The following is a 20,122-nucleotide window of genomic DNA, read 5'->3' as shown; positions in this document are numbered from 1 at the left end:
TGTTGTCGTGACGGTGGTGTCAGGCGACGCGGGTCAGGCCCTTGGAGCGGCGGGCGATGGCCACGTGCACCCGTCCGCGCACGTCCGCGCGGGACAGGACGGTGTTCAGGTCCGCGCTGGCGGCGACCATGGCGTGGTCCAGGGCGACCAGGTCCACCTCGGGGTCAGCGACCACGTCCAGCTCGGCGATCAGCTGACCGCGCTCGGAGACCATCTTCCCGCTGGCCGAGCGCACCCCGGGCACCTCGGAGATGACCTGGGCGGCCACCGCCACGGCGGCGTCCCCGTCCAGGACCAGGGTCCCCGCCGCCGAAGAACCCGGGAGGCGCACCGGGTCGGCGCCGCGGTGGGGGATGTGGGCCAGCAGCCACCACAGGCCCAGCAGGCCCAGCACGACGGCGGCGGCGGCGGTGGCGTAGGCCCACCACGAGGCCCCGGTGAGGTCGGTGGCGCCGGCGGTGGAGATCTTCTGGGGGACCGCGGAGGCGGGCACGCCGAGCTGGGGCAGCAGGTCCAGGGCCCAGGCGCCCACGAGGGCGCCACCGGCGAGCAGGACCAGGCCGAGGACGAAGACGGCCAGGCGGTCAAAGCCTGCGGTCTTGCGGCTCATCGGCTCGCCTCCTTGTCGGCGGTGGTGGCGTTGATGGTGACCTTGGGGGCGTCGGCCAGGGCCGACAGGGCCCGCTGGACGTCGGTCTGCACGGCGGTGCGGGTGGCGCCATCACCGGTGGTGGTGACCTCGACGGTGACCTTGCGGCGGGTGGCCGAGGCGGAGGCGTCCAGGACCCCGTCGACCTGGCGGGCGGCGCCGGAGGCCAGGCGGGCCACGTCGCGGGTGGTCAGGTGGGCGCCGAGGTCTCCGCGCAGGACCAGGGCCTTGCGCTTGCGGCGGGAGAAGGCCGCGCCCAGCAGCAGCAGGCCGATGATGATGGCGATGGCGGCGGGCACGGCCAGGGCCGCAGAGGGGGCCAGGCCGTTCAGGGCGGAGATGACCGATCCGAGCCAGGAGCTCTGGGCGCCGTTGAGGCGGACCCAGGCGTCCTGGCCCAGCAGCACGGCGACGGCGATGAGCAGGACGGCCAGCAGGGGCCCGAGCCAGCCGATGCGGCCGGCGCCGGTGGGCAGGGGAGCCGGGCGCAGCGGGGCGCCGGACCGACCGGCCTGACCGTTCTGACTGGCCTGACTGGTCTGACTGGTCTGCTGGCGGGTCTGGGTGGGGGTGCTCACTGGACCCTCCTGGTGGTGGTGGTGCGCTGGTCGCGCACGACGGTGGAGATGGTGACGGCGACGGTGTCGGTGGTGGTGGCGGCGTACTCGCGCAGGCGCGCGGCGACGTGCTCGCGCACGGCGGCGGCGACGGTGGCTGCGGAGTGGGGCCACAGCAGGGCGATCTCGACGCTGAGGCGGGCGCGGTCGCCGGCGACCTGGGCGGAGGCCCGGGGCAGGGTGCGTCCCACCGCGGAGGTGAGCTGGTCGCCGATCTGGCTGGTGATGCCGCTGACGCCACCGGCGGCCTTGGAGGCGCTCTTGTTCTGGGTGGGGGTGGCCACCCCGGTGACCTCCATGGCGGCGGCGCGGGCGATGGCGACCACCACGCGCTCGGAGACCTGGAGGGAGCCGCGCTGGCCGGGTTCTGCCAGCTGCTCGCTGTGCGGGGTGTCGGTGAGGGTGGTCATGGAGACCTCAGCTCTGCCTGTGGTTGCTGCCGGAGCGCGGGTCAGCCACGGCTGCGGCGGCCGAGGGCGCCGAGGACGTCGATGCGGCCTTCGACCTGTGCGCCGATGAGCCAGCCGATGGCGCCGAGGACGAGGGCGGCGACCAGACCGCCGAAGCCGCCTTCGATGCCGGCGATCGCCAGGAGCAGACCGGCGAGAGCGGCGGCCCAGGAAGCGGGAACTGCGTTGGACATGGTGGTTCTCCTCCGAGTCGGTACGTGGGTGACCGCGGATCCGTCAGGCGGTCGGGGTGGGGTGCGGGGGGCGCGCCGGCCGCGGTCTGGTGACCGCGGCCGGCGCGCCCCACCGCTGCGCGGGTCAGGCGCGGGGCGCCGGGGCCGCGAGGTCCTCCACGTGGACGTGGACCGGCTGCGGAGCGACAGCGGGACCGAGCGCGTCCACCGCGCGGTGCACGGCCTCGGCCGTGGCGCGGATGTCCGCGGTGGTCTCCAGCACGAGGTGCACCGAGGTGCCGCTCTCGCGCAGGGCCACCCCCGCCACCCGGCGACCGGGCAGGAAGGTGGCGACTCCACCGAGGGGGCCGCTGTGGAGGGCGGCCACCCCCGGCACGGCCAGCACCGCGGCGGCGACGACGTCGACGGGCTCGAGGACGCGTCCCTCGATGACGGTGTCGTCCGTGGTGCTGAGGACCTCACCCGGCACGAGGGTCTGGGCCTCTGGGTCGACGCGGACGGGCTCCGCGGGGCTGGACGGGGTCATCGGGACGTCACTGCACCCGGGCGGGCTTGGCCGGCTCGTCGTCCTCGTCGTCCTCGGACGGGATGTGCACGTCGTTGACGTCGATGTTGACCTCGGTGACCTGCAGGCCGGTCATGCGCTCCACGGAGGCGATGACGTTGCGGCGCACGCCCGCGGCCAGGTCGGCGATGGACACGCCGTACTCGGCGATGAGGTTGATGTCGACGGCGGCCTGCTTCTCGCCGACCTCCACCGAGACGCCCTGGGCGTGGTTGGTGGTGGCACCCGGGATGCGCTCGCGCAGGGCGCCGATCGCGCGGGCGGCACCGCCGCCGAGGGCGAACACGCCGTTGACCTCGCGGGTGGCGATGCCGGCGATCTTCGACACGACGGTGTCGGCGATCGTGGTGGAGCCCTGCGTGCTGGCCAGCGCGCCCGGCTTGGCCGAGCTGACGACGGCGGCAGAAGTCTTGTCAGTCGTCTGGGACATGGTGTGCGGTCCTCTCGATCGTCGGCCTCGTGGCCGTCTGGCGGGTCTTCCACGTTCGCCCCGGGGCTGCCCCCGGAGTGCGTGACACAAGGTGAGAGTCAGGTGGTGCTGGATCGTCACGCTCCACCAGGTGTGACCTGAGTCACAGATCGTGACGACCTCGGAGAGAGCGTGCACCAGCCGTTCGGATCGCGCACGACGAGTTCGGGTTGCCGCCCCCGATCGGTGGTGATCTGCTCCGAGCACACGGCTCGGACGTCGAGCCACGACCCGCGGGAGCACGCCATCACCGCCGACGACGACCGCCCGCCCGCGGGCAGCGAGGTGCTGGAGGAGCGCAGCGCGTCGAGCATCGACGACGACGTGCTCGCCCGGCGCGCGCGGGTCGGAGACCGCGACGCCTTCGCGCAGCTGGTGGACCGGCACGGTCCCGCGCTCCACCGCTACGCCTCGCGCATGCTGGACGACCCCAGCGAGACCGCGGACTGCCTGCAGGACGCCTTCGCCGACGCCTGGCGCGGGCTGCCCGGGTGGGAGGGGCGCGCGGCCGTGAGGACGTGGCTGTTCACGCTGGTCACCAACGCCGTCCGGCGCCACCAGAGCCGCCACCTGCGCAAGACCCCGAAGCCGGTGGACGACGAGCAGATCCGGACCCGGGTCGGCGCCAGCACCAGCGGCGACCCGGCGCGGATCGTCGAGATGGAGGACTTCGTGCGCGCACTGGACGCGGCGCTCGGCACGCTCCCGGCCGGGCAGCGGTCCACGTGGCTGCTGCGCGAGGTGGAGGGTCTGTCGTACGCGGAGATCGCGGAGGTGGCTGCCACCACACCTGACGTCGTGCGCGGCCGCCTGTCCCGGGCGCGCGCATCCCTCGAGGTCGCGATGGAGGACTGGCGATGACGGGCGAGCAGCCCAGCATGACCGGCGGGACCGCGGGCCCGGCGCGCGGCGCCGACCGCCTGGCCGCCGCCACCGCCGCCATGCGCCAGCACACCGACCACGGCTGGGAGCAGGTCCGCGGCGACGTGGTCGCCGCCGCGATGAAGGCGTTCCGGCCGTCGTCGCCGGTCCGCGCCGTCCACGCGGCCGGCAGCTTCACCGTGGCCTCCGAGGTGGTCGTCACCGTGGTCCGGCGGGCGCTGGAGCCCCTCCCCGACGCCTCCGCGGACGCGGTGCGCCTGTCGACGGGGGAGGACGACCGGCTGGAGCGCATCGCCGTCTCGGTGGTGGCCGCGTACGGCGCGCCGCTGCTGTCCGTGGCCGACGAGGTCCGCCGGCGCACCGCCTCGGCGCTGGAGTCCGTCCTCGGGGCGGGCGCCCTCGGGTCTGCGGCCGAGTCCGTGGTGGAGGTGGACGTGCACATCGGGGGCGTCGAGGTGGACCCGCGGCGGCTGTGACCCGGGGCGGAGGGCGCACGGCGCGGGCTGCGTCCTCGCTGCTGCGGAGCAGGTGGGAGGGTGGCGCCCGTGAGCGCTGCTGAGCTGCCGCTGGTCGGCGTCGTCATGGGTTCGGACTCCGACTGGCCGGTCATGAGCGCCGCCGCGGAGGCGCTGGCCGAGTTCGGCGTGCCGCACGAGGTCGACGTCGTCTCCGCGCATCGCATGCCGGACGAGATGATCGACTACGGGCGCCGGGCCGCCGACCGCGGCCTGCGGGTGGTGGTCGCGGGAGCCGGGGGAGCGGCGCACCTGCCGGGCATGCTGGCGGCCGTCACCCCCCTGCCCGTCATCGGTGTGCCGGTGCCCCTGGCGCACCTCGACGGGATGGACTCGCTGCTGTCCATCGTGCAGATGCCCGCGGGCGTGCCGGTGGCCACGGTGAGCATCGGCGGGGCCCGCAACGCCGGGCTGCTCGCCGTGCGGGTGCTCGCGGCGGGCGGGGACGCCCTCGGCGCGCGGCTGCGCGCGGCCATGGTCGAGTTCCAGGGCGAGCTGCGCGACGTCGCGCACGCCAAGGGGGCGCGGCTGCGGGAGCGCCGCGCCACCTGACGAGCGTCACTCTGCGTCGCCCCAGCTGTCTCCCGAGATGGAGACAGTGGATGACCCATCCGCAGTCCTGTTGGCTGCGAACCCTTCTGATCGGCACCGAAAGACCTGTTCATGGGCATGTCGGTGCCGTGCCGGCCCATGCCGTCGTTCCCGACGATGTCGCGCGCGACGCGCCGACAGACGTCCCGGGTCTTGCCGTGGTGAGCACCTAGCGTCACGGACGTCCCCGCTGGGGGGAGGGGTGCCGCAATGCAGTCGCGGCGCCGGACAGCCACCGGGTCAGGGTCGACGGCGGACGCCGCTCCCTGCTGCCCGGACAGCAGGAAGAGGGCACCGTGTTCGGGAAGCCGCTCGTCGTCGACATGATCAGCCGCAGCGCTGAGAACCCCGCGGACCGCCGCAACTTCCTGCGCGCCGCCGGCCTCGCCGGCCTCGGCGCCGTGGGGGCGGTGACCGCCATGACGGTCGGGGCGCAGGACGCCCACGCCGCCGACGCCCCCATCTCCGACAGCGCGATCCTCAACTTCGCGCTGAACCTCGAGTACCTCGAGGCGGAGTTCTACCTCCGAGCCACCACCGGCCAGGGCCTGCCGGACAGCCTCACCACCGGCACCAAGGCGCTGGGTGGGGTCACCGGCGGCTCGCAGGTGCCGTTCAAGGCCGGCAGCACCGTGGCGAAGTACGCCAAGGAGATCGCGGGCGACGAGCTCGCGCACGTGAAGTTCCTGCGCGGGGCGCTCGGCTCGGCCGCGGTGGCCCGCCCGACGATCAACTTCACCGACGCCTTCAACGCCGCGGCCACCGCAGCCGGCGTCATCAAGGCCGGGGAGAGCTTCGACCCGTTCAAGGACGAGACCAGCTTCCTGCTGGGCGCCTACATCTTCGAGGACCTCGGCGTCACCGCCTACAAGGGCGGCGCCCCCCTCATCTCGAACAAGGACTACCTCGGCGCGGCCGCCGGCATCCTGGCCGTCGAGGCCTACCACGCGGGCCTGGTCCGCCGGTCGCTGTACAACCTCGGCATCGACGTCGCGGTGATCACCAACAAGATCTCCGACGCCCGCGACTCCCTCGACGGCACGAACGACGACGACCAGGGCGTCCTCGCCGGCAACCCGAAGGCCTACCGCGCCAACCTCGTGCCGGCCGACAAGAACGCCATCGCGTACAGCCGGTCCCCGCAGCAGGTGCACAACATCGCCTACCTGAACCCGGCGTCCGGCGTCACCAAGGGCGGGTTCTTCCCCGACGGCACCAACAACGACGACGCGCGCCTGACCACCACCTGAGCAGCGCAGCTCCGGCCCGTCGAGCAGCCAGTCCCGTCGTCAGCCCCACCAGACCAGCAGACCCGTCCAGGAGGCACCCCGTGACCAGCCCCACCCCGCGCCGGCGCACTCGCGCCGCCGCCGTCACCCTGCTCGCCGCGCTCGCCGTGGCGCCGATCACCCTGCTCGGCGCGTCCGCGGCCACCGCCGCCACCGGCGTGAAGTTCGACCAGCGCACCGGCGGCGCCACCCGCGTCGAGACCGCCGTCGAGTCCTCGAAGGCGCTGTACCCGAACGGCGGCAGCGACGACGTCGTCCTCGTCAACCTGTCCCGCACCGTCGACGGCCTCTCGGCCTCGTACCTCGCCGGCCTCAAGAGCGCGCCGATCCTCTACACCGACACCGACGCGGCGCCCCAGGCCACCCGCGACGAGATCAAGCGCCTCGGCGTCAAGCGCGTCTGGCTGGTCGGCGGCGAGGCCGTCATCTCCAAGAGCCAGGAGATGGCCATCGCCGGCGACTACACCGTCAAGCGCTTCGGCGGTGACGACCGCTACGCCACCGCCGCGGCCGTGGCGACCGCCGGGGACTACGCCCCCGAGCGCGTCTACATCACCTCCGGCACCTCGCTGGCCGACGCCGTGACGGTCGGCCCGCAGGCGTGGGCGAACAACACCCCGATCCTCCTCACCGAGGCCGGCCACGTGCCGGACGCCACCAAGGGCGCCCTCGACAAGCTCGGCGTGAGCTACCGCACCGTGGTGGGCGGCAAGGCCGTCGTCTCCGACGACACCTACAAGGCCCTCGGAGCCAACAGCCGCCTCGCCGGCGACGACCGCCAGGGCACCGCCGTGGCGGTGGCCGAGGACTCGGTGGCCACCGCGAACTTCACCTACGCCGGTGCGGCGCTGGTGGGCGGGGCCAACCTCAACGCCGTCGACGCGCTGTCGGCCTCGGCGCTGGCCGGCTACTACGGCGTGCCGATCCTCTACACCTGGACGCCCGACGACATCGGCGCGCCCACGGCGAACTACCTCAAGAAGCACGCCGTGGACTTCACGGGCCCGGGCTTCATCTTCGGCGGCAAGAGCGCCGTGTCCGACAAGGCGGCCCAGCAGGCCACCGACGCCGCGCAGTGACGCGCGCAGCGACCCGCCACCGCCACCCCCTGACACGCTGACGAGACGAGGACACCATGTTCGGCAAGGCACTGGTCAACGACATGATCACCAGGAGCAGCGAGACGGCGCACGACCGCCGCACCATGCTCCGCGGCGCGGGCCTGCTCGGCCTGGGTGCGCTCGGTGCGACCGCGCTCGGCACCGCCGGTGCGTCCGCGGCGAACGCCGCGGACGCCCCCAGCGACGCGACCGTGCTCAACTTCGCGCTCAACCTGGAGTACCTGGAGGCCGAGTTCTACTCCTACGCCGCCTTCGGCCACGGGCTCACGCAGTCCATGGCGGACGGGAACGGGACGATGGGCGGCGTCTCCGGCGGCCGCAAGGTGCTGTTCAAGAACCGCGCCGTCCGCCAGTACGCCGAGGAGATCGCCAAGGACGAGCTCGCCCACGTGGCGTTCCTGCGCTCCGCCCTGGGCGGCGCCAAGGTCTCGCGCCCGGCGATCGACCTCAAGGCGTCCTTCACCGCGGCGGCCGTGGCCGCCGGCATCATCAAGCAGGGCCAGACCTTCGACCCGTTCGCCGACGACACGAGCTTCCTGCTCGGCGCGTTCATCTTCGAGGACGTCGGCGTCACGGCTTACAAGGGCGCGGCCCCCCTCATCACCAACAAGACCTACCTCGAGGCCGCCGCCGGCATCCTCGCGGTGGAGGCGTACCACGCGGGCATCGTGCGGTCGGCGCTGTTCGAGATGGGCACCGACGTGCAGGGCGTCGCGCAGAAGATCTCCGACGTGCGCGACGCCGTGGACGGATCCACGGACCTCGACCAGGGGCTGACCCCCGACGGCGGCGCCACCGCGAACATCGTGCCCACCGACGACAACGGCATCGCCTTCAGCCGCACGCCGCAGCAGGTGCTGAACATCGTCTACCTCAACGGCGCCTCCGGGGTCTCCGGCGGCGGCTTCTACCCCCAGGGGCTCAACGGCGACCTGCGCACCACCTGATCCCCGCCGCTCCCGCAGCTCGTCACGAGGGGCCCCGCCGGCGCACCGCCGGCGGGGCCCCTCGTCGTCCCCGACCGCCAGCAGGACGACGACGACGACGTCCAGCGCACTCCCAGCCGGTGCCGACGCCGTCCACAGGGGCGGGGGTGAGGCTCCCCAGCAGACCTCGCGCCGCGGCGCGCCCTCGAGCGGCGCCGGCGCGGTGAGCCCCGGGAGCGCTGACCCATGACCTTCTCGTACTCCGCCTCGAGCGCGGCCCCCGCCGAGGTGCCCGCCCCGAGCGCGGCCACCCGGTGGTGGCGCGGCCGCGCGGCGGACCCGGCCTGGGCGCGCGCCGCCCTCGTGGTGCTGCTGCTCGGCACGGCCGTGCTCTACCTGTGGGACCTCAGCGAGTCCGGCTGGGCCAACGCCTTCTACTCCGCGGCGGCGCAGGCGGGGTCGCGCAGCTGGGAGGCCTTCTTCTACGGCTCCTCCGACGCCGGCAACTCCATCACCGTGGATAAGCCGCCCGCCTCGCTGTGGGTGATGGCGCTGTCGGTGCGGCTGTTCGGCCTGTCCAGCTGGTCGCTGCTGGTGCCGGAGGCGCTCATGGGCGTCGGGGCCGTGTGGCTGCTGCACGGGTCGGTGCGCCGCGTGGCCGGAGCACCCGCCGGGCTGCTGGCGGGGCTCGCGCTGGCGGTGACGCCCGTGGCCGCGCTGATGTTCCGCTTCGACAACCCCGACGCGCTGCTCGTGCTGCTCATGACGGGTGCCGCCGTCGCCGTCCTGAGGGCGGTGGAGGCCGCGGCGACGTCGGCGCAGACGCGCTGGCTCCTGCTCGCCGGGGTGCTCGTGGGGCTCGGCTTCCTCACCAAGCAGCTGCAGGTCTTCCTCGTGCTGCCGGCGTTCGGCCTCACCTACCTGCTGCTCGGGCGCCCCGATCTCGGGCGCCGCGTGGTGCAGCTGCTCGCCGCGGGGGCCGCGCTGGTGGTCTCGGCGGGCTGGTGGGTGGCCGTGGTGGAGCTGGTGCCGGCCGGTTCGCGCCCGTACATCGGCGGCTCGCAGGACGACAGCTTCCTGGGGCTGACCTTCGGCTACAACGGCGTCGGCCGGCTGACCGGCCAGGAGACGGGCTCCGTGGGCACCACCGTGGGCCCGGGGGGCGCCGGCCACTGGGGCGACACCGGCCTGCTGCGGCTGCTCGGCACCACCTTCGGGGGCCAGGTGACGTGGCTGGTGCCCGCGGCGCTGGTGCTCGGCGCGGTGGCGCTGTGGCTGCTGCGCCGGTCCGCGCGGACCTCCCCGCTGCGCGCCGCGCTGGTGCTGTGGGGCACCTGGCTGCTCACCACGTGGCTGGTCTTCAGCTACATGTCCGGGATCTTCCACCCGTACTACACGGTGGCGCTGGCGCCCGCGATCGCCGCCCTGGTGGGCCTGGGGGCCGCCGTGGTGTGGCGGGCCCGCGCCTCGTGGCTCGGGACCGCGGCCCTCGCGGCGGCCACCGGTCTGACCGCCGCCTGGGCCTTCGTGCTGCTGACGCGCAGCAGCGACTACTACCCGCTGCTGAAGTGGCTGGTGCTCGCGGTGGGCCTGCTCGCCGCCCTGGGCTTCGTGCTGCTGCGGGCGGTGCCGGTGCTGCCGCGCCTGGCGCGCACGGCGGGGCTGTCCGTGGTGGGGGCCGCGGTGGTCGCCTCGCTGGCCGCACCGACCGCCTACGCCGTCGACACCGCGGGGAACCCGCACACCGGGTCGCTGCCGAGCGCCGGCCCGGCGGTCAGCGGGGGGCTGGGAGCCGGGATGGCGGGACCGGGGGGCTTCGGCCGCACGGGGCACGGCGGCTGGTCGGGGAGCAGCCACGGTGGTCAGCACGGCGGTCAGATGGGCGGCCAGCCGGGTCAGCTCGGCGGCCAGCTGGGTGGGCAGGGCCAGCAGTGGCAGGCGGTCCCGCCCGTCCAGGGCCGGCAGTGGCAGGCGGGCCCGCGCGGCGGCGGTTCGGGGGCCGGGGCGGGGGCGGGGCCCCAGCAGTTCCCGGGAACGGCCGGCGGGTTCGGGGGCCTCGGCGCAGCGGGCGGGACCGGGGGGTTCGGCGGTGCCGCTGGCGGCGGGGGCCTGCTCAGCGCCAGCCGTCCCAGCGCGGCGCTGGTCCAGCTGCTCGAGCAGGACGCCGGCCGCTACCGCTGGGTGGCGGCCGCCATCGGCTCGCAGAACGCCGCCGGGTACCAGCTGGCCACCCAGGACCCGGTGATGCCGGTGGGCGGCTTCAACGGCACCGACCCCTCGCCCACCCTCGCGCAGTTCCAGCGCTACGTGGCCGACGGCGACATCCACTACTTCATCGCCAGCGCCACCGTCGGTGGCTTCCAGGGCGGCAGCGGCACCGCTGAGCGCGACTCCGCGCAGGTCCGCGACTGGGTGGAGTCCCACTTCACGTCGCAGGACGTCGACGGGACCACCGTCTACGACCTCACGGCCCCGTCGGCCACCGGGGCGGCCAGCGCCTGACCCCCGGCCCCACAGACCCCGGCGGGTCGCGGTCCACCCCCTCTGGGCCGCGGCCCGCCGGTTCCGTACCCCTGCCGGCCCGCCGGGGGAGCGTCAGGAGGTGGCGCTGGTCGCGGAGCCGGTGGACTCGGCGGCGGCGATGGCCTTGACGGACTCGGTGTCGTCGTCCTTGATGGCCTGGAAGACCTGCTCGGCCTTCGCCTGGTCCCAGTCCACCACCAGACCGGCCTTGGTGCGGCGGTTGGCGCTGGCGACCGGCACGTTGAGCGAGACCGCCTGGCCACCGGCGACAGCGCGGACTCCCATGACGAAGCCGTACAGGTCCGTGGGCCCGAAGCCGTCGTCCACGGACAGCGCCGAGCCACCGGCCTCGGCCAGCGGGAACGACCGGAACGGGTTGAGCAGCACGGCGGGGGAGGCCGCCTCGTGGGCGACGGCGCCGATGATGGCGCGCTGGCGCTGGGCGCGGCCGAGGTCGCCGTTGACGTCGAAGTCGCGGGTGCGGGCGTACCCGAGCGCCGTCGGCCCGTCCATGGTCTGGCAGCCGGCCTGCACGTCCAGACCCGCCTTCGGGTCCTTGATGGCCTTCTCCGGGCACATCCGCACGCCGCCGACCGCGTCGACGAGGTTGGCGAAGCCGCCGAGCCCGGTCTCCACGTAGCCGTCGACGTGGATGCCGGTCGCGCCCTCCACCGTCTGCACCAGCAGCGAGGGCCCGCCGAAGGCGTACGCAGCGTTGATCTTGTTCGAGCTGTGCCCGGGGATCTTCACGTAGCTGTCGCGGGGGATGCTCAGCAGCACCGTGGGGCCGCCGCCGCTGGGCCGGTGCAGCAGCATGATCGTGTCGGTCCGCTTGCCCTGGACGTCGGTCCCGGTGGACAGCTGCACCATCTGGTCGCGCGTGAGGCCCTCGCGGCTGTCGGAGCCGACCAGCAGGATGGTCTGCCCCGGCGTCACCGCCGCGGAGGAGCTGGGCAGGGCGCCGACGCGCGTCACGGACGTGTAGGCCACCGCGCCGAGCGCCACCGGGTACGCCACGAGCGCCAGGAGGACCAGGACGACGACGGCCCTCACCGGCCGCCGCCTGCGGCGCGCGCCCGGCCCCTGCAGCGGGGGCTGCGCGTTCGGGCGGCGGGGGGTCCCCGCGGCAGGGCCCACGCGCCCCGCGCCGCCGCCGTCCTCCCGGTAGGCGCGCTCCGCGCGGGACTGCTGGGCGCTGCCGGGGCGCTTCGAGGAGGAGCCGCTGCGCTGGCCGGCGGCGCCGCGGCGCAGTCCCGGCGACGACCGGTAGGTCGTCGCGGGTCCCCAGCGCGGTTCGTCAGCCACCTGCCGAGGGTAGGTCGCGGGGGCGCCGTCGAGGCTGAGAACGCGCTGAAGCCTCAGCCCGGCGTCAGCCCGCGGCGACCGAGCGCGGAGTGGGCAGGGCCCGCGGCGCGAGCTGCGCCGCCGTCGTCGTCGCCATGGCAGCGAGGGCGGCGGCCTGCGCGGCAGCCGCGTCGTCGGCGGCGGCGCGCGCCGCGGCCTCGTCGAGCGCGAGCCGGCGGCTGAGCACCGTGACCTGGCGCTGCAGGTCGCGGGTGCGCAGGTAGGAGGTGGCCATGAAGCCCAGGAACGCGATGATCGTGGCGTAGAGCAGCAGGTCGGTTCCGCGGCCGACGCCCAGCAGGGACGCCGCCGACTGCCACGTCTGCGGGAAGAGCAGGGACGCCACGGCCAGCCCGACGAAGCCGACCACGGCCACCCGGCGCAGCGCCTGGTGGCGGGCCGTGGAGTGCCCGCGCACGAAGAACAGCGCCACGACGCCGATGCCCGCCATGAGCAGAGCCTTGATCAGCACGCTGTCCACCTCGCTGTCGTGCACGCCGTCGGGAACCCAGCGTGGCGGTCCTGTCCACACGGAGCAACGTCGACACCCGGGCGGGTGCCTCGGAGCTCGGTGGGAGTCACTTGAAGATGAGCTCGGTGACGATGTTCACCGAGTTGAGCACCGACTGCCCCTTCTTCACGGAGTAGTCGGTGTAGAGGATCTCCACGGGGTGCTCCACCCAGCGCCAGCCGCCGCGTCCGATCTGCTCGACGATCTCGCTGGCGTGAGCCATCCGGTTCTGCGTGATGTCCAGCGACTGGGCCACCTCCCGCGTCATGGCCCGCAGCCCGTTGTGGGCGTCGGTCATGCGCACACCCGTGGTGGCGTTGGAGTAGACGACCCCGGCGCGCAGCACGGCCCGCTTCAGCGCTCCCACGCGGGTGCGCCCGTCGAGGAAGCGGCTGCCGATCACCACGTCGGCCTCGTCGGCGCGCAGGCGCTCGACCATGGCGAGGGCGTCCGCCACCTGGTGCTGGCCGTCAGCGTCGAAGGTGACCACGTAGCGGCAGCCCGGGTCCGCCAGGGCCCAGGCGAGGCCGGTCTGCAGCGCGGCGCCCTGCCCGAGGTTGACCGGGTGCCGCACCACGCGGGCGCCGGCGCGCGCGGCGACCTCGCCCGAGCCGTCGCGGCTGGCGTCGTCCACGCACACGACGCGGGCGAAGGTGCGGCGCAGCCCGGCCACCACGTCACCGACGACGGCGGCCTCGTCGTAGAGCGGCACGACCACCCAGGCGTCCTCCACCAGCACGCCCTCGACGGTACGGCGGAGCGGGCCGGTGCGCTGGACTTCGGCGCGGCTCGTGGGGCGCGAGCGGTCAGGTGACCACGGCAGCGGATCGCGGCAGCGCCGTGACCAGCGGCGCGCCCGGCGTGCGACCCTGGCCGGGTGGCGCCGACCAGGACGACGACGACGGGTGTGCGTCGGGGCTCCAACCTCCCCCGCGTGGGTGACTACAACCAGGTGGTCGTGCTCGAGGCGATCCGGCGCCACGCCACGGGCCTGAGCCGCGTCGAGGTGGCGGTGCTGACGGGCCTGTCGGCGCAGACGGTCTCCAACATCTGCCGGCGCCTCCTCGACGACGGCCTCGTCGAGGAGGCGGGCAAGCAGGGCGGCGGCCCGGGCAAGCCCCGCACGCTGCTGCGCCTGGTGCCGCAGGGGCGGTACGCCATCGGCGTGCACCTCGACCCGGCCGTGGTCACCGTCGTCGTCCTCGACCTGCTGGGCCACGTGGTGGCGCGTCGGGACCACCCGCTGCGGCCCGGGGCCGGGCCCGGGCAGGTGCTCGCCGACGTCGCGCGGGACGTCGACGCCGTCGTCGCCGACTCCGGCGTCGACCGGGAGCGCATCGTGGGGCTGGGCGTCGCGGCGCCCGGCCCGGTGGACAGCGCCGCGGGCGCCGTGGTGCACCCGCCCAACCTGCCGGGGTGGGACCGGGTGGACGTGCGGGACCTGCTCTCGCAGGCCACGGGCCTGCCGGTGGTGCTCGACAAGGACGTCGTGGCGGCCGCGGTGGGGGAGGTGTGGTCCGGTGGCGTGACCGGCACCGGCAGCGCGGTCTTCTTCTACCTGGGCACGGGCGTCGGCACCGGGCTGGTGCTGCGCGGCGAGGTGTACCGCGGCGCGTCCGGCAACGCCGGGGAGGTCGGGCACCTCGTCACCGGCCGCGGCGGCGCCGAGTGCCCGTGCGGGCTCGCCGGCTGCCTGGGGGAGTCGAGCGGCCCGCTGCACCTGGTGCGGGAGGCCGAGCGGCTCGGCGTGGGCCGGTGGGACCTCGACTCCGGTGACGACCTGGCGGGCCGGCCGACGGCGGAGGTGGCGGAGCACCGGGCGTCGGTGGCGTCGGCGTTCGCCGAGGTGTGCGCTCTGGCCGACGCCGGTCACCCGGAGGCGTCGGCGCTGCTGGAGGACCTCGCCCGCCGCATGGCGAAGGCCGCCACCGACCTCGTGGACATGCTCGACGTGGAGCAGGTGGTGTTCGGCGGGCCGCTGTGGTCGCGGCTGGAGCGGACGTTCCTGCGGGTGGTGCCGCCGCTGGTGCAGTCCGGCGCCGTGGCGCGGGAGATCCACCCGGTGGAGGTCCGCGGGACGCTGGTCGGCGCGGACGTGGCCGCCGTCGGCGCGGGCTGCCTGGTGCTGGAGGACGCCTTCAGCCCCCGGTCGGCGACCCTGCTGCTGGAGCACTGAGACGCCCGCTCGCCGACCCGGCACGGCGGCCGGTCGGTCGGTCGGGCGGGCGGCTGGTCGGGCGGCCGGTCGGGCGGCCGGTCGGGCGGCCGGTCGGGCGGCTGGTCGGGCGGTGCCCCCCCGCAGGTGACCTCGGTCAGTCCCGGGGGTGACCGCGGTCAGGTGCGGACGCGTCGGCGCAGGAGCGGCCCTCGCAGGTGACCTCGGTCAGTCCCGGGGATGACCGCGGTCAGCTCCGAAGCCGCCCGCCGCGCTCGCCGTCGTCGTCGTGCGCCCACAGGGAGGGATCCGCGCCTGCCGAGAGGGGGGCGGTCCACAGCTGGTCCGCGGGGGGTGCGCGGGAGGGCGGCGGCGGACGACGGTGGGCGCGTGACCCACCCGACCGCGGCGCTGAGCAGACTGCGCTCACTGGCCGCCGCCCAGGACGACGTCGTGACGCGACAGCAGGTGCTGGACAGCGGTGTCCCGGAGCAGCTGCTGAGGATGCTCGTGGCGGCCGGCGACTGGAAGCGCCTGCAGCGCGGCACGTACCTGGTCGAGCCCGACCGCGAGGGCAGCGACCTCCAGCGGTCGTGGGGGCGCAGCGGTGTCCTGCTGGTGCCGGGATCCGTCGTGTCGCACCACACGGCCGCCGTGCTGATGGGGCTGCAGGGCGTCCCTCGGACCGGGGTCGTGCACGTGACGCGGTCGGCGAAGGCCGCGCCCCGGAAGCTCCTCGTCCCGCACCGGGCGGTGCTCGGCCCGGACGACGTGGTCGACCTGGGAGGTCTGCTCGTGACCAGCCCGAGGCGGACGCTGGCGGACGTCGTGCCCCGGCTCGACCCGATGACCGGGCTCGCAGTCCTCGACTCGGCGCTGCACACCGGGCTGGCCTCGGACTCCGACCTCGTCGCGGCGCACGCGACCGCCGAGCGCTTCGCCGGCCATCCGATCACCGCGCGCGTCTGGGCCATGGCCGACGGCCGCGCCGCATCTCCGCTGGAGAGCAGGGTCAGGTGGAGGTGCGTGGACCGCGGAGTGTTCCCGGTCGAGCTGCAGCGCGTGGTGCTCGGCCGTCACGGGGAGCTGGTCGCACGGGCGGACTTCTCCTTCGACTGGGACCAGCTCCACCAGGCGCTGGGCGTCCCCCTGCCGCCGGGACCGCTGCGCAGGCTGCCGCTGCTGGGTGAGGCGGACGGGCGCCGCTACCACCCCGACCTCGACGACGAGCTCGAGGACGCCTTCATCTGGGACCGGCGCCGCCAGAACGCGGTCACCGGCCTCGGGTTCTGCGTCGTCCGATTCACCTGGGCCGACACCGTCTCGCGCGGGGCGGTCGTGGCGTCGCTGCGGGACCAGCTGCTGGGCGAGGCCGCCTGAGGGAGACCGCGCACGCGGCGAGCCCGGGCCTTCCGCCGGGTTCGCCGGGTCCGCCGTGCGTCCGCAGGTGACCTCGGTCAGTTGCGGTGGGGTGGTGCTGGGGCTTCGCGTCTGCGAGTGACCTCGGTCGGTCGCGGACGTGTGGGCTGGCTGGGCCTGTGCGTCCGCAGGTGACCTCGGTCAGTTGCGGTGGGGTGGTGCTGGGGCTTCGCGTCTGCGAGTGACCTCGGTCGGTCGCGGTGGGGCTGGGGGGCTGGGCCTTCGCATCTGCAGGTGACCTCGGTCAGTCGCGGAGGGGCGGGGGCGGGGGAGCAGGTGACCGCGCGGGGGCTGATCTGGAGCGACGGCGCGACGGCGCGTCGGTGCGGCGGTGGGGGGGGAGTGTCCGCCGGAGGGGGACGTCCTGGAGGCGGCACGGCCGTGGTCGTCTGGTGCGGGAGCGGCTGCTGGGACGCGAGGAGGCGTTCGCGGGCGGGCTCCGCCGCAGGTGGACAGGGGCTGGCGCGCTTGGACCCCGACCGGTCGGTCGGGGTCCAGTCACGGATGCATCACGGTGGTCTGCGGCTCTTGACGCAGGTAACTCCATTTGATGTATAAACCTCCCAGCACGAGTCGCAGAGGACTCGTCGAGTGAGCGAAGGGGCCACCCCATGCAGCGCAGGCGCATCGCGGGCATCGCCGCAGCAGCCGTCACCCTCAGCCTGGCGATGACCGCTTGCGGTTCGTCGGGGAGCAACGGCAGCGGCAGCAGCGGCGACAGCAAGACCGTCACGGTCGTCTACCAGAAGACCGCGAGCTTCACGCAGCTCGACGACGTCCTGACCAAGGCCAAGGGCGAGTACGAGTCCGCCCACCCGGGCACCACGGTCGAGCTCAAGCCGATCGAGTCCGAGGCCGACCAGTACTTCACCAAGCTGGCCCTGATGAACAAGTCCAAGGCCACCGCTCCGGACGTCATCTACGAGGACAGCTTCCAGGTCCGCTCCGACGCCGCCGCCGGCTACCTCGCCCCGATCGACGACGAGCTGGGCAAGTGGTCCGACTGGAGCCAGTTCGACGACACCGCCAAGCAGGCCGGCCTCGGTGACGACGGCAAGACCTACGGCGTGAGCATGGGCACCGACACCCGCGCGCTCTACTACAACAAGAAGCTCTTCGCCCAGGCCGGCCTCCCCACCGACTGGCAGCCCAAGACCTGGGACGACGTCCTCTCCGCCGCGCGCACCATCAAGGCGAAGGTGCCGGGCGTCACGCCGTTCAACATCTACGGCTCCAAGGCCGCCGGTGAGCAGACCTCGATGCAGGGCTTCGAGATGCTCCTGTACGGCACCAAGGACCCGCTGTACGACACCTCCACCAAGAAGTGGCTGACCGGGTCGAAGGGCTTCACCGACTCGCTGAACTTCTACAAGACCGTGTTCTCCGAGGGCCTCGGCCCGGACCAGAGCCTCGCGCTCGACTCCACGCTGGGCAGCCAGGTCTCCACCACGCTCATCCCGCAGGGCAAGATCGCCATCGCCCTGGACGGCTCCTGGCTCCCCGGCCAGTGGATGAAGGGCGACAACGCCTGGCCGCAGTGGCAGGAGACCATGGGCATGGCGCCCATGCCGACCCAGGACGGCGCGAGCCCCGGCTCCACCTCCATGTCCGGTGGCTGGCTGCTCTCGGTGGGCGCCAACGCCCCCGACAAGCAGGCCGCGTTCGACTTCGTCAGCACCGCGCTCAACAAGGAGAACGCCCTCAAGTACGGCACCGAGGCGTCGCAGATCGCCGTCCGCAAGGACGTCGCCACCGACTCGGCGTACCTGGACTACAACCCCTCGTTCAAGTTCTTCTCGTCGCTGGTGCCGGTGACGCACTTCCGCCCGGCCACCCCTGACTACTCGCAGATCTCGAGCAACATCCAGGTCGCCGTGGAGTCCGTGGTCACCGGCAGCTCCAGCCCCGCTGACGCCGCGAAGGCCTACGACGAGGCGCTCGTCGGGATCGTCGGCCAGGACAAGACCCAGGCCGCGAGCTGACGATGTCCACCCTCGAGCTCGACGGCTCGGCCACCCGGGGGGGCAGCGACCAGCTGCGCCCCCGGGGCAGGGGCAAGGAGGCGGCCCGGACCGCGGGCCGCCTCCTGCCGCTGACGCCGGCCATCGCCCTGATGGGCGTGTTCCTCGCGGGCCCCATCGGCTACGCGCTGTACGGGTCCCTCACCAACGCGACGCTGTCGGGCTACCGAGCGGTCAACCCCGACTTCGTCGGGATCGACAACTACACGCGGCTGCTGTCCAGCGGCGCCTTCTGGCAGTCGGCGCTGCTGACGCTGGTGTTCGTGCTCACCTCCGCGGTGATCGGCCAGAACGCGCTGGGCATGTTCCTCGCCGTGCTCATCGAGAAGGCGCCCAAGCCCGTCAGCGGCGTCGTCGGCGCCCTCGTGGTGGGCGCCTGGGTGATGCCGGAGATCGTGGCGGCGTTCGCGCTCTACGCGTTCTTCTCCACCAACGGCACGCTCAACGCGGTGCTCCAGTTCTTCGGAGCGAGCAGCGTCACCTGGCTCATCAGCTTCCCGCTGCTGTCGGTGATCCTCGCCAACATCTGGCGCGGCACGGCGTTCTCGATGATGGTCTACGGCGCGGCCCTCGCGGAGGTGCCGCCGGAGGTCGACGAGGCCGCCCAGATCGACGGCGCCACCCCGCTCCAGCGCTTCTTCCGCATCACGCTGCCGATGGTCCGCCGGGCCATCGCCACCAACATGATGCTCGTGACGCTGCAGACCCTCGGCGTGTTCACCCTGATCTGGGTCATGACCGCGGGTGGGCCCGGCACCCGGAGCACCACGCTCCCGCTGCTGGCGTTCCAGGAGGCCTTCAAGCTCTCCCAGGTCGGCTACGGCACGGCCATCGCCACCGTCACGCTCATGGTCGGCGCGATCTTCGCGGTGGTCTACGTGAAGATCCTCAAGCCGGAGGTGGACTGATGACGATCCCGACCGCTGGTCCCAGCGCTCCCGCTGAGCTCCCCTCCGGCCCGGCCGCCGCGCAGTCACCGGTGCCCGCCGGCACGCCCGGCCGCCCGGCCCGCCGGAGCCGCCGCGACGCCCTGGCGATGGCCTCGCCGCGCAAGCGCGGGACGGCCGTGGCCGCCAGCATCGCGCTCGTCGTCGTCGGGGTGGCGTTCTTCGTGCCGCTGGCGTGGATCGTGCTGGCCTCGGTGGACCCGGCGGCGACGGTCGCCATCGGCATCCCGGGCAGCCTCACCCTCGACAACTTCACCACCGTGCTCACGCCGGACCTGACGTTCGTGCCGCTGTGGAACTCCCTGGTGGTCTCCGGGGGGACGGCCATCATCACGGTGCTCATCGCCACCCTGGCGGCCTACCCGCTGAGCCGCTACCAGATGCGGTGGAACAAGTCGTTCCTCTACACGGTGCTCTTCGCGAGCTGCCTGCCGATCACCGCGGTGATGGTGCCGGTGTACGCGCTCTTCGTGGCCCTCGGCCTGCTCGACTCCCTGCCGGGCACGGTGATGTTCCTCGCCGCCACGAGCCTGCCCATGGCCATCTGGATGATGAAGAACTTCATCGACTCCGTCCCGGTCTCCCTCGAGGAGGCCGCGTGGGTGGACGGCGCGAGCGCGATGCAGGCCCTGGCCCGCGTGGTGGTCCCGCTGATGCGCCCGGGGCTGTCGGTGGTCTTCATCTTCGTCTTCACCCAGGCGTGGGGGAACTTCTTCGTCCCCTTCGTGCTGCTGCTCGACCCCGACAAGCAGCCCGCCGCGGTGAGCATCTACAACTTCTTCGGTGTGAACGGCGCCGTCGCCTACGGGCAGCTGGCCGCGTTCTCCGTGCTCTACACGCTGCCCGTGCTGTTCCTGTACCTGCTGGTGCAGCGCCTGTCCGGGGGCTTCGCCCTCGCCGGCGGCGTGAAGGGCTGACCCCCGCGGCCCGGCAGC

Annotated in this window: 21 protein-coding genes; 12 read left to right on the top strand and 9 right to left on the bottom strand. The window is 73.8% G+C overall.

All coding sequences use genetic code 11. The features are described from left to right. Positions 1 to 19 precede the first annotated feature (19 nt). The 6 genes from H7K62_RS00210 to H7K62_RS00185 all read right to left on the bottom strand — a co-directional run bounded on the left by H7K62_RS00210 (position 20) and on the right by H7K62_RS00185 (position 2,904). Entirely contained in the window at positions 20 to 610 is a 591-nt protein-coding gene (locus H7K62_RS00210) for a hypothetical protein (protein ID WP_186715327.1), read from the bottom strand. After that, complete coding sequence (locus H7K62_RS23380; RefSeq protein WP_186715325.1) at positions 607 to 1,227, bottom strand: DUF6286 domain-containing protein; 621 nt, start codon at positions 1,225 to 1,227, stop codon at positions 607 to 609. Before H7K62_RS23380 ends, H7K62_RS00210 begins: the two co-directional genes overlap by 4 nt. After that, entirely contained in the window at positions 1,224 to 1,676 is a 453-nt protein-coding gene (locus tag H7K62_RS00200) for an Asp23/Gls24 family envelope stress response protein (protein WP_186715323.1), read from the bottom strand. Before H7K62_RS00200 ends, H7K62_RS23380 begins: the two co-directional genes overlap by 4 nt. Before the next feature lie 41 nt (positions 1,677 to 1,717). Next, entirely contained in the window at positions 1,718 to 1,909 is a 192-nt protein-coding gene (locus H7K62_RS00195; protein ID WP_186715320.1) for a DUF2273 domain-containing protein, read from the bottom strand. Positions 1,910 to 2,033: 124 nt separating this feature from the next. Continuing rightward, positions 2,034 to 2,435, bottom strand: coding sequence for a hypothetical protein (locus H7K62_RS00190; protein ID WP_222436836.1), 402 nt, complete (start codon positions 2,433 to 2,435; stop codon positions 2,034 to 2,036). 7 nt (positions 2,436 to 2,442) lie between these two features. Continuing rightward, entirely contained in the window at positions 2,443 to 2,904 is a 462-nt protein-coding gene (locus H7K62_RS00185; protein WP_186715318.1) for an Asp23/Gls24 family envelope stress response protein, read from the bottom strand. 228 nt (positions 2,905 to 3,132) lie between these two features. Here H7K62_RS00185 and H7K62_RS00180 point away from each other — a divergent pair, with 228 nt between their 5' ends. The 7 genes from H7K62_RS00180 to H7K62_RS00150 all read left to right on the top strand — a co-directional run bounded on the left by H7K62_RS00180 (position 3,133) and on the right by H7K62_RS00150 (position 10,769). Beyond that, entirely contained in the window at positions 3,133 to 3,804 is a 672-nt protein-coding gene (locus H7K62_RS00180) for an RNA polymerase sigma factor (protein ID WP_370591522.1), read from the top strand. 17 nt (positions 3,805 to 3,821) lie between these two features. Next, positions 3,822 to 4,301 carry an Asp23/Gls24 family envelope stress response protein gene (locus H7K62_RS00175; RefSeq protein WP_186715316.1) on the top strand — a complete coding sequence of 160 codons (480 nt, stop codon included), beginning with the start codon at positions 3,822 to 3,824 and terminating at the stop codon, positions 4,299 to 4,301. A 105-nt stretch (positions 4,302 to 4,406) separates the two neighbouring features. Further along, entirely contained in the window at positions 4,407 to 4,892 is a 486-nt protein-coding gene (gene purE, locus H7K62_RS00170) for a 5-(carboxyamino)imidazole ribonucleotide mutase (RefSeq protein WP_186716336.1), read from the top strand. Between the two features lie 335 nt (positions 4,893 to 5,227). Continuing rightward, on the top strand, positions 5,228 to 6,181 hold the full coding sequence (locus tag H7K62_RS00165) for a ferritin-like domain-containing protein (protein WP_370591521.1): 954 nt from the start codon (positions 5,228 to 5,230) through the stop codon (positions 6,179 to 6,181). 80 nt (positions 6,182 to 6,261) lie between these two features. Next, positions 6,262 to 7,299 carry a cell wall-binding repeat-containing protein gene (locus H7K62_RS00160; protein ID WP_186715314.1) on the top strand — a complete coding sequence of 346 codons (1,038 nt, stop codon included), beginning with the start codon at positions 6,262 to 6,264 and terminating at the stop codon, positions 7,297 to 7,299. A gap of 56 nt (positions 7,300 to 7,355) precedes the next feature. Then, on the top strand, positions 7,356 to 8,288 hold the full coding sequence (locus H7K62_RS00155; protein WP_186715312.1) for a ferritin-like domain-containing protein: 933 nt from the start codon (positions 7,356 to 7,358) through the stop codon (positions 8,286 to 8,288). A gap of 225 nt (positions 8,289 to 8,513) precedes the next feature. Then, positions 8,514 to 10,769: an ArnT family glycosyltransferase gene (locus tag H7K62_RS00150; RefSeq protein WP_186715310.1), complete on the top strand. Its 2,256-nt coding sequence runs from the start codon at positions 8,514 to 8,516 to the stop codon at positions 10,767 to 10,769. Positions 10,770 to 10,862: 93 nt separating this feature from the next. Here the strand turns inward: H7K62_RS00150 and H7K62_RS23375 are convergent, their stop codons facing one another. The 3 genes from H7K62_RS23375 to H7K62_RS00135 form a co-directional block, all read right to left on the bottom strand. Further along, positions 10,863 to 12,095, bottom strand: coding sequence for an LCP family protein (locus tag H7K62_RS23375; RefSeq protein ID WP_186715303.1), 1,233 nt, complete (start codon positions 12,093 to 12,095; stop codon positions 10,863 to 10,865). Positions 12,096 to 12,159: 64 nt separating this feature from the next. Next, positions 12,160 to 12,606: a DUF2304 domain-containing protein gene (locus tag H7K62_RS00140; RefSeq protein ID WP_370591520.1), complete on the bottom strand. Its 447-nt coding sequence runs from the start codon at positions 12,604 to 12,606 to the stop codon at positions 12,160 to 12,162. Between the two features lie 106 nt (positions 12,607 to 12,712). Further along, positions 12,713 to 13,384 (bottom strand): glycosyltransferase family 2 protein, encoded by a 672-nt coding sequence (locus H7K62_RS00135; RefSeq protein WP_370591519.1) that lies wholly within the window; start codon positions 13,382 to 13,384, stop codon positions 12,713 to 12,715. 138 nt (positions 13,385 to 13,522) lie between these two features. Between H7K62_RS00135 and H7K62_RS00130 the strand changes: the two genes are divergently transcribed. From H7K62_RS00130 to H7K62_RS00105, 5 genes are all read left to right on the top strand, one after another. Continuing rightward, positions 13,523 to 14,821, top strand: coding sequence for an ROK family transcriptional regulator (locus H7K62_RS00130; protein WP_222436835.1), 1,299 nt, complete (start codon positions 13,523 to 13,525; stop codon positions 14,819 to 14,821). 369 nt (positions 14,822 to 15,190) lie between these two features. Then, on the top strand, positions 15,191 to 16,180 hold the full coding sequence (locus H7K62_RS00120) for a type IV toxin-antitoxin system AbiEi family antitoxin domain-containing protein (protein ID WP_186715301.1): 990 nt from the start codon (positions 15,191 to 15,193) through the stop codon (positions 16,178 to 16,180). A 650-nt stretch (positions 16,181 to 16,830) separates the two neighbouring features. Then, positions 16,831 to 18,201, top strand: a complete 1,371-nt coding sequence (locus H7K62_RS00115; protein ID WP_186715299.1) for an extracellular solute-binding protein — start codon at positions 16,831 to 16,833, stop codon at positions 18,199 to 18,201. Positions 18,202 to 18,203: 2 nt separating this feature from the next. Beyond that, positions 18,204 to 19,148, top strand: coding sequence for a carbohydrate ABC transporter permease (locus tag H7K62_RS00110; RefSeq protein WP_186715297.1), 945 nt, complete (start codon positions 18,204 to 18,206; stop codon positions 19,146 to 19,148). Positions 19,149 to 19,276: 128 nt separating this feature from the next. After that, complete coding sequence (locus H7K62_RS00105) at positions 19,277 to 20,104, top strand: carbohydrate ABC transporter permease (protein ID WP_186716329.1); 828 nt, start codon at positions 19,277 to 19,279, stop codon at positions 20,102 to 20,104. Positions 20,105 to 20,122: the final 18 nt, after the last annotated feature.

The organism is Quadrisphaera sp. RL12-1S, from assembly GCF_014270065.1.
GTDB lineage: Bacteria > Actinomycetota > Actinomycetes > Actinomycetales > Quadrisphaeraceae > Quadrisphaera.
This window is presented reverse-complemented; position numbering and strand designations above follow the sequence as displayed.

Excerpts from the sequence above, each read along its gene's own strand:
- H7K62_RS00110 (WP_186715297.1), top strand. The coding sequence starts at position 18,204 with ATGTCCACCCTCGAGCTCGACGGCTCGGCCACCCGGGGGGGCAGCGAC.
- H7K62_RS00200 (WP_186715323.1), bottom strand. The coding sequence starts at position 1,676 with ATGACCACCCTCACCGACACCCCGCACAGCGAGCAGCTGGCAGAACCC.
- H7K62_RS00150 (WP_186715310.1), top strand. The coding sequence starts at position 8,514 with ATGACCTTCTCGTACTCCGCCTCGAGCGCGGCCCCCGCCGAGGTGCCC.
- H7K62_RS00185 (WP_186715318.1), bottom strand. The coding sequence starts at position 2,904 with ATGTCCCAGACGACTGACAAGACTTCTGCCGCCGTCGTCAGCTCGGCC.
- purE (WP_186716336.1), top strand. The coding sequence starts at position 4,407 with ATGGGTTCGGACTCCGACTGGCCGGTCATGAGCGCCGCCGCGGAGGCG.
- H7K62_RS00195 (WP_186715320.1), bottom strand. The coding sequence starts at position 1,909 with ATGTCCAACGCAGTTCCCGCTTCCTGGGCCGCCGCTCTCGCCGGTCTG.
- H7K62_RS00210 (WP_186715327.1), bottom strand. The coding sequence starts at position 610 with ATGAGCCGCAAGACCGCAGGCTTTGACCGCCTGGCCGTCTTCGTCCTC.
- H7K62_RS00115 (WP_186715299.1), top strand. The coding sequence starts at position 16,831 with ATGCAGCGCAGGCGCATCGCGGGCATCGCCGCAGCAGCCGTCACCCTC.
- H7K62_RS00105 (WP_186716329.1), top strand. The coding sequence starts at position 19,277 with ATGGCCTCGCCGCGCAAGCGCGGGACGGCCGTGGCCGCCAGCATCGCG.
- H7K62_RS00190 (WP_222436836.1), bottom strand. The coding sequence starts at position 2,435 with ATGACCCCGTCCAGCCCCGCGGAGCCCGTCCGCGTCGACCCAGAGGCC.
- H7K62_RS00175 (WP_186715316.1), top strand. The coding sequence starts at position 3,822 with ATGACCGGCGGGACCGCGGGCCCGGCGCGCGGCGCCGACCGCCTGGCC.
- H7K62_RS00155 (WP_186715312.1), top strand. The coding sequence starts at position 7,356 with ATGTTCGGCAAGGCACTGGTCAACGACATGATCACCAGGAGCAGCGAG.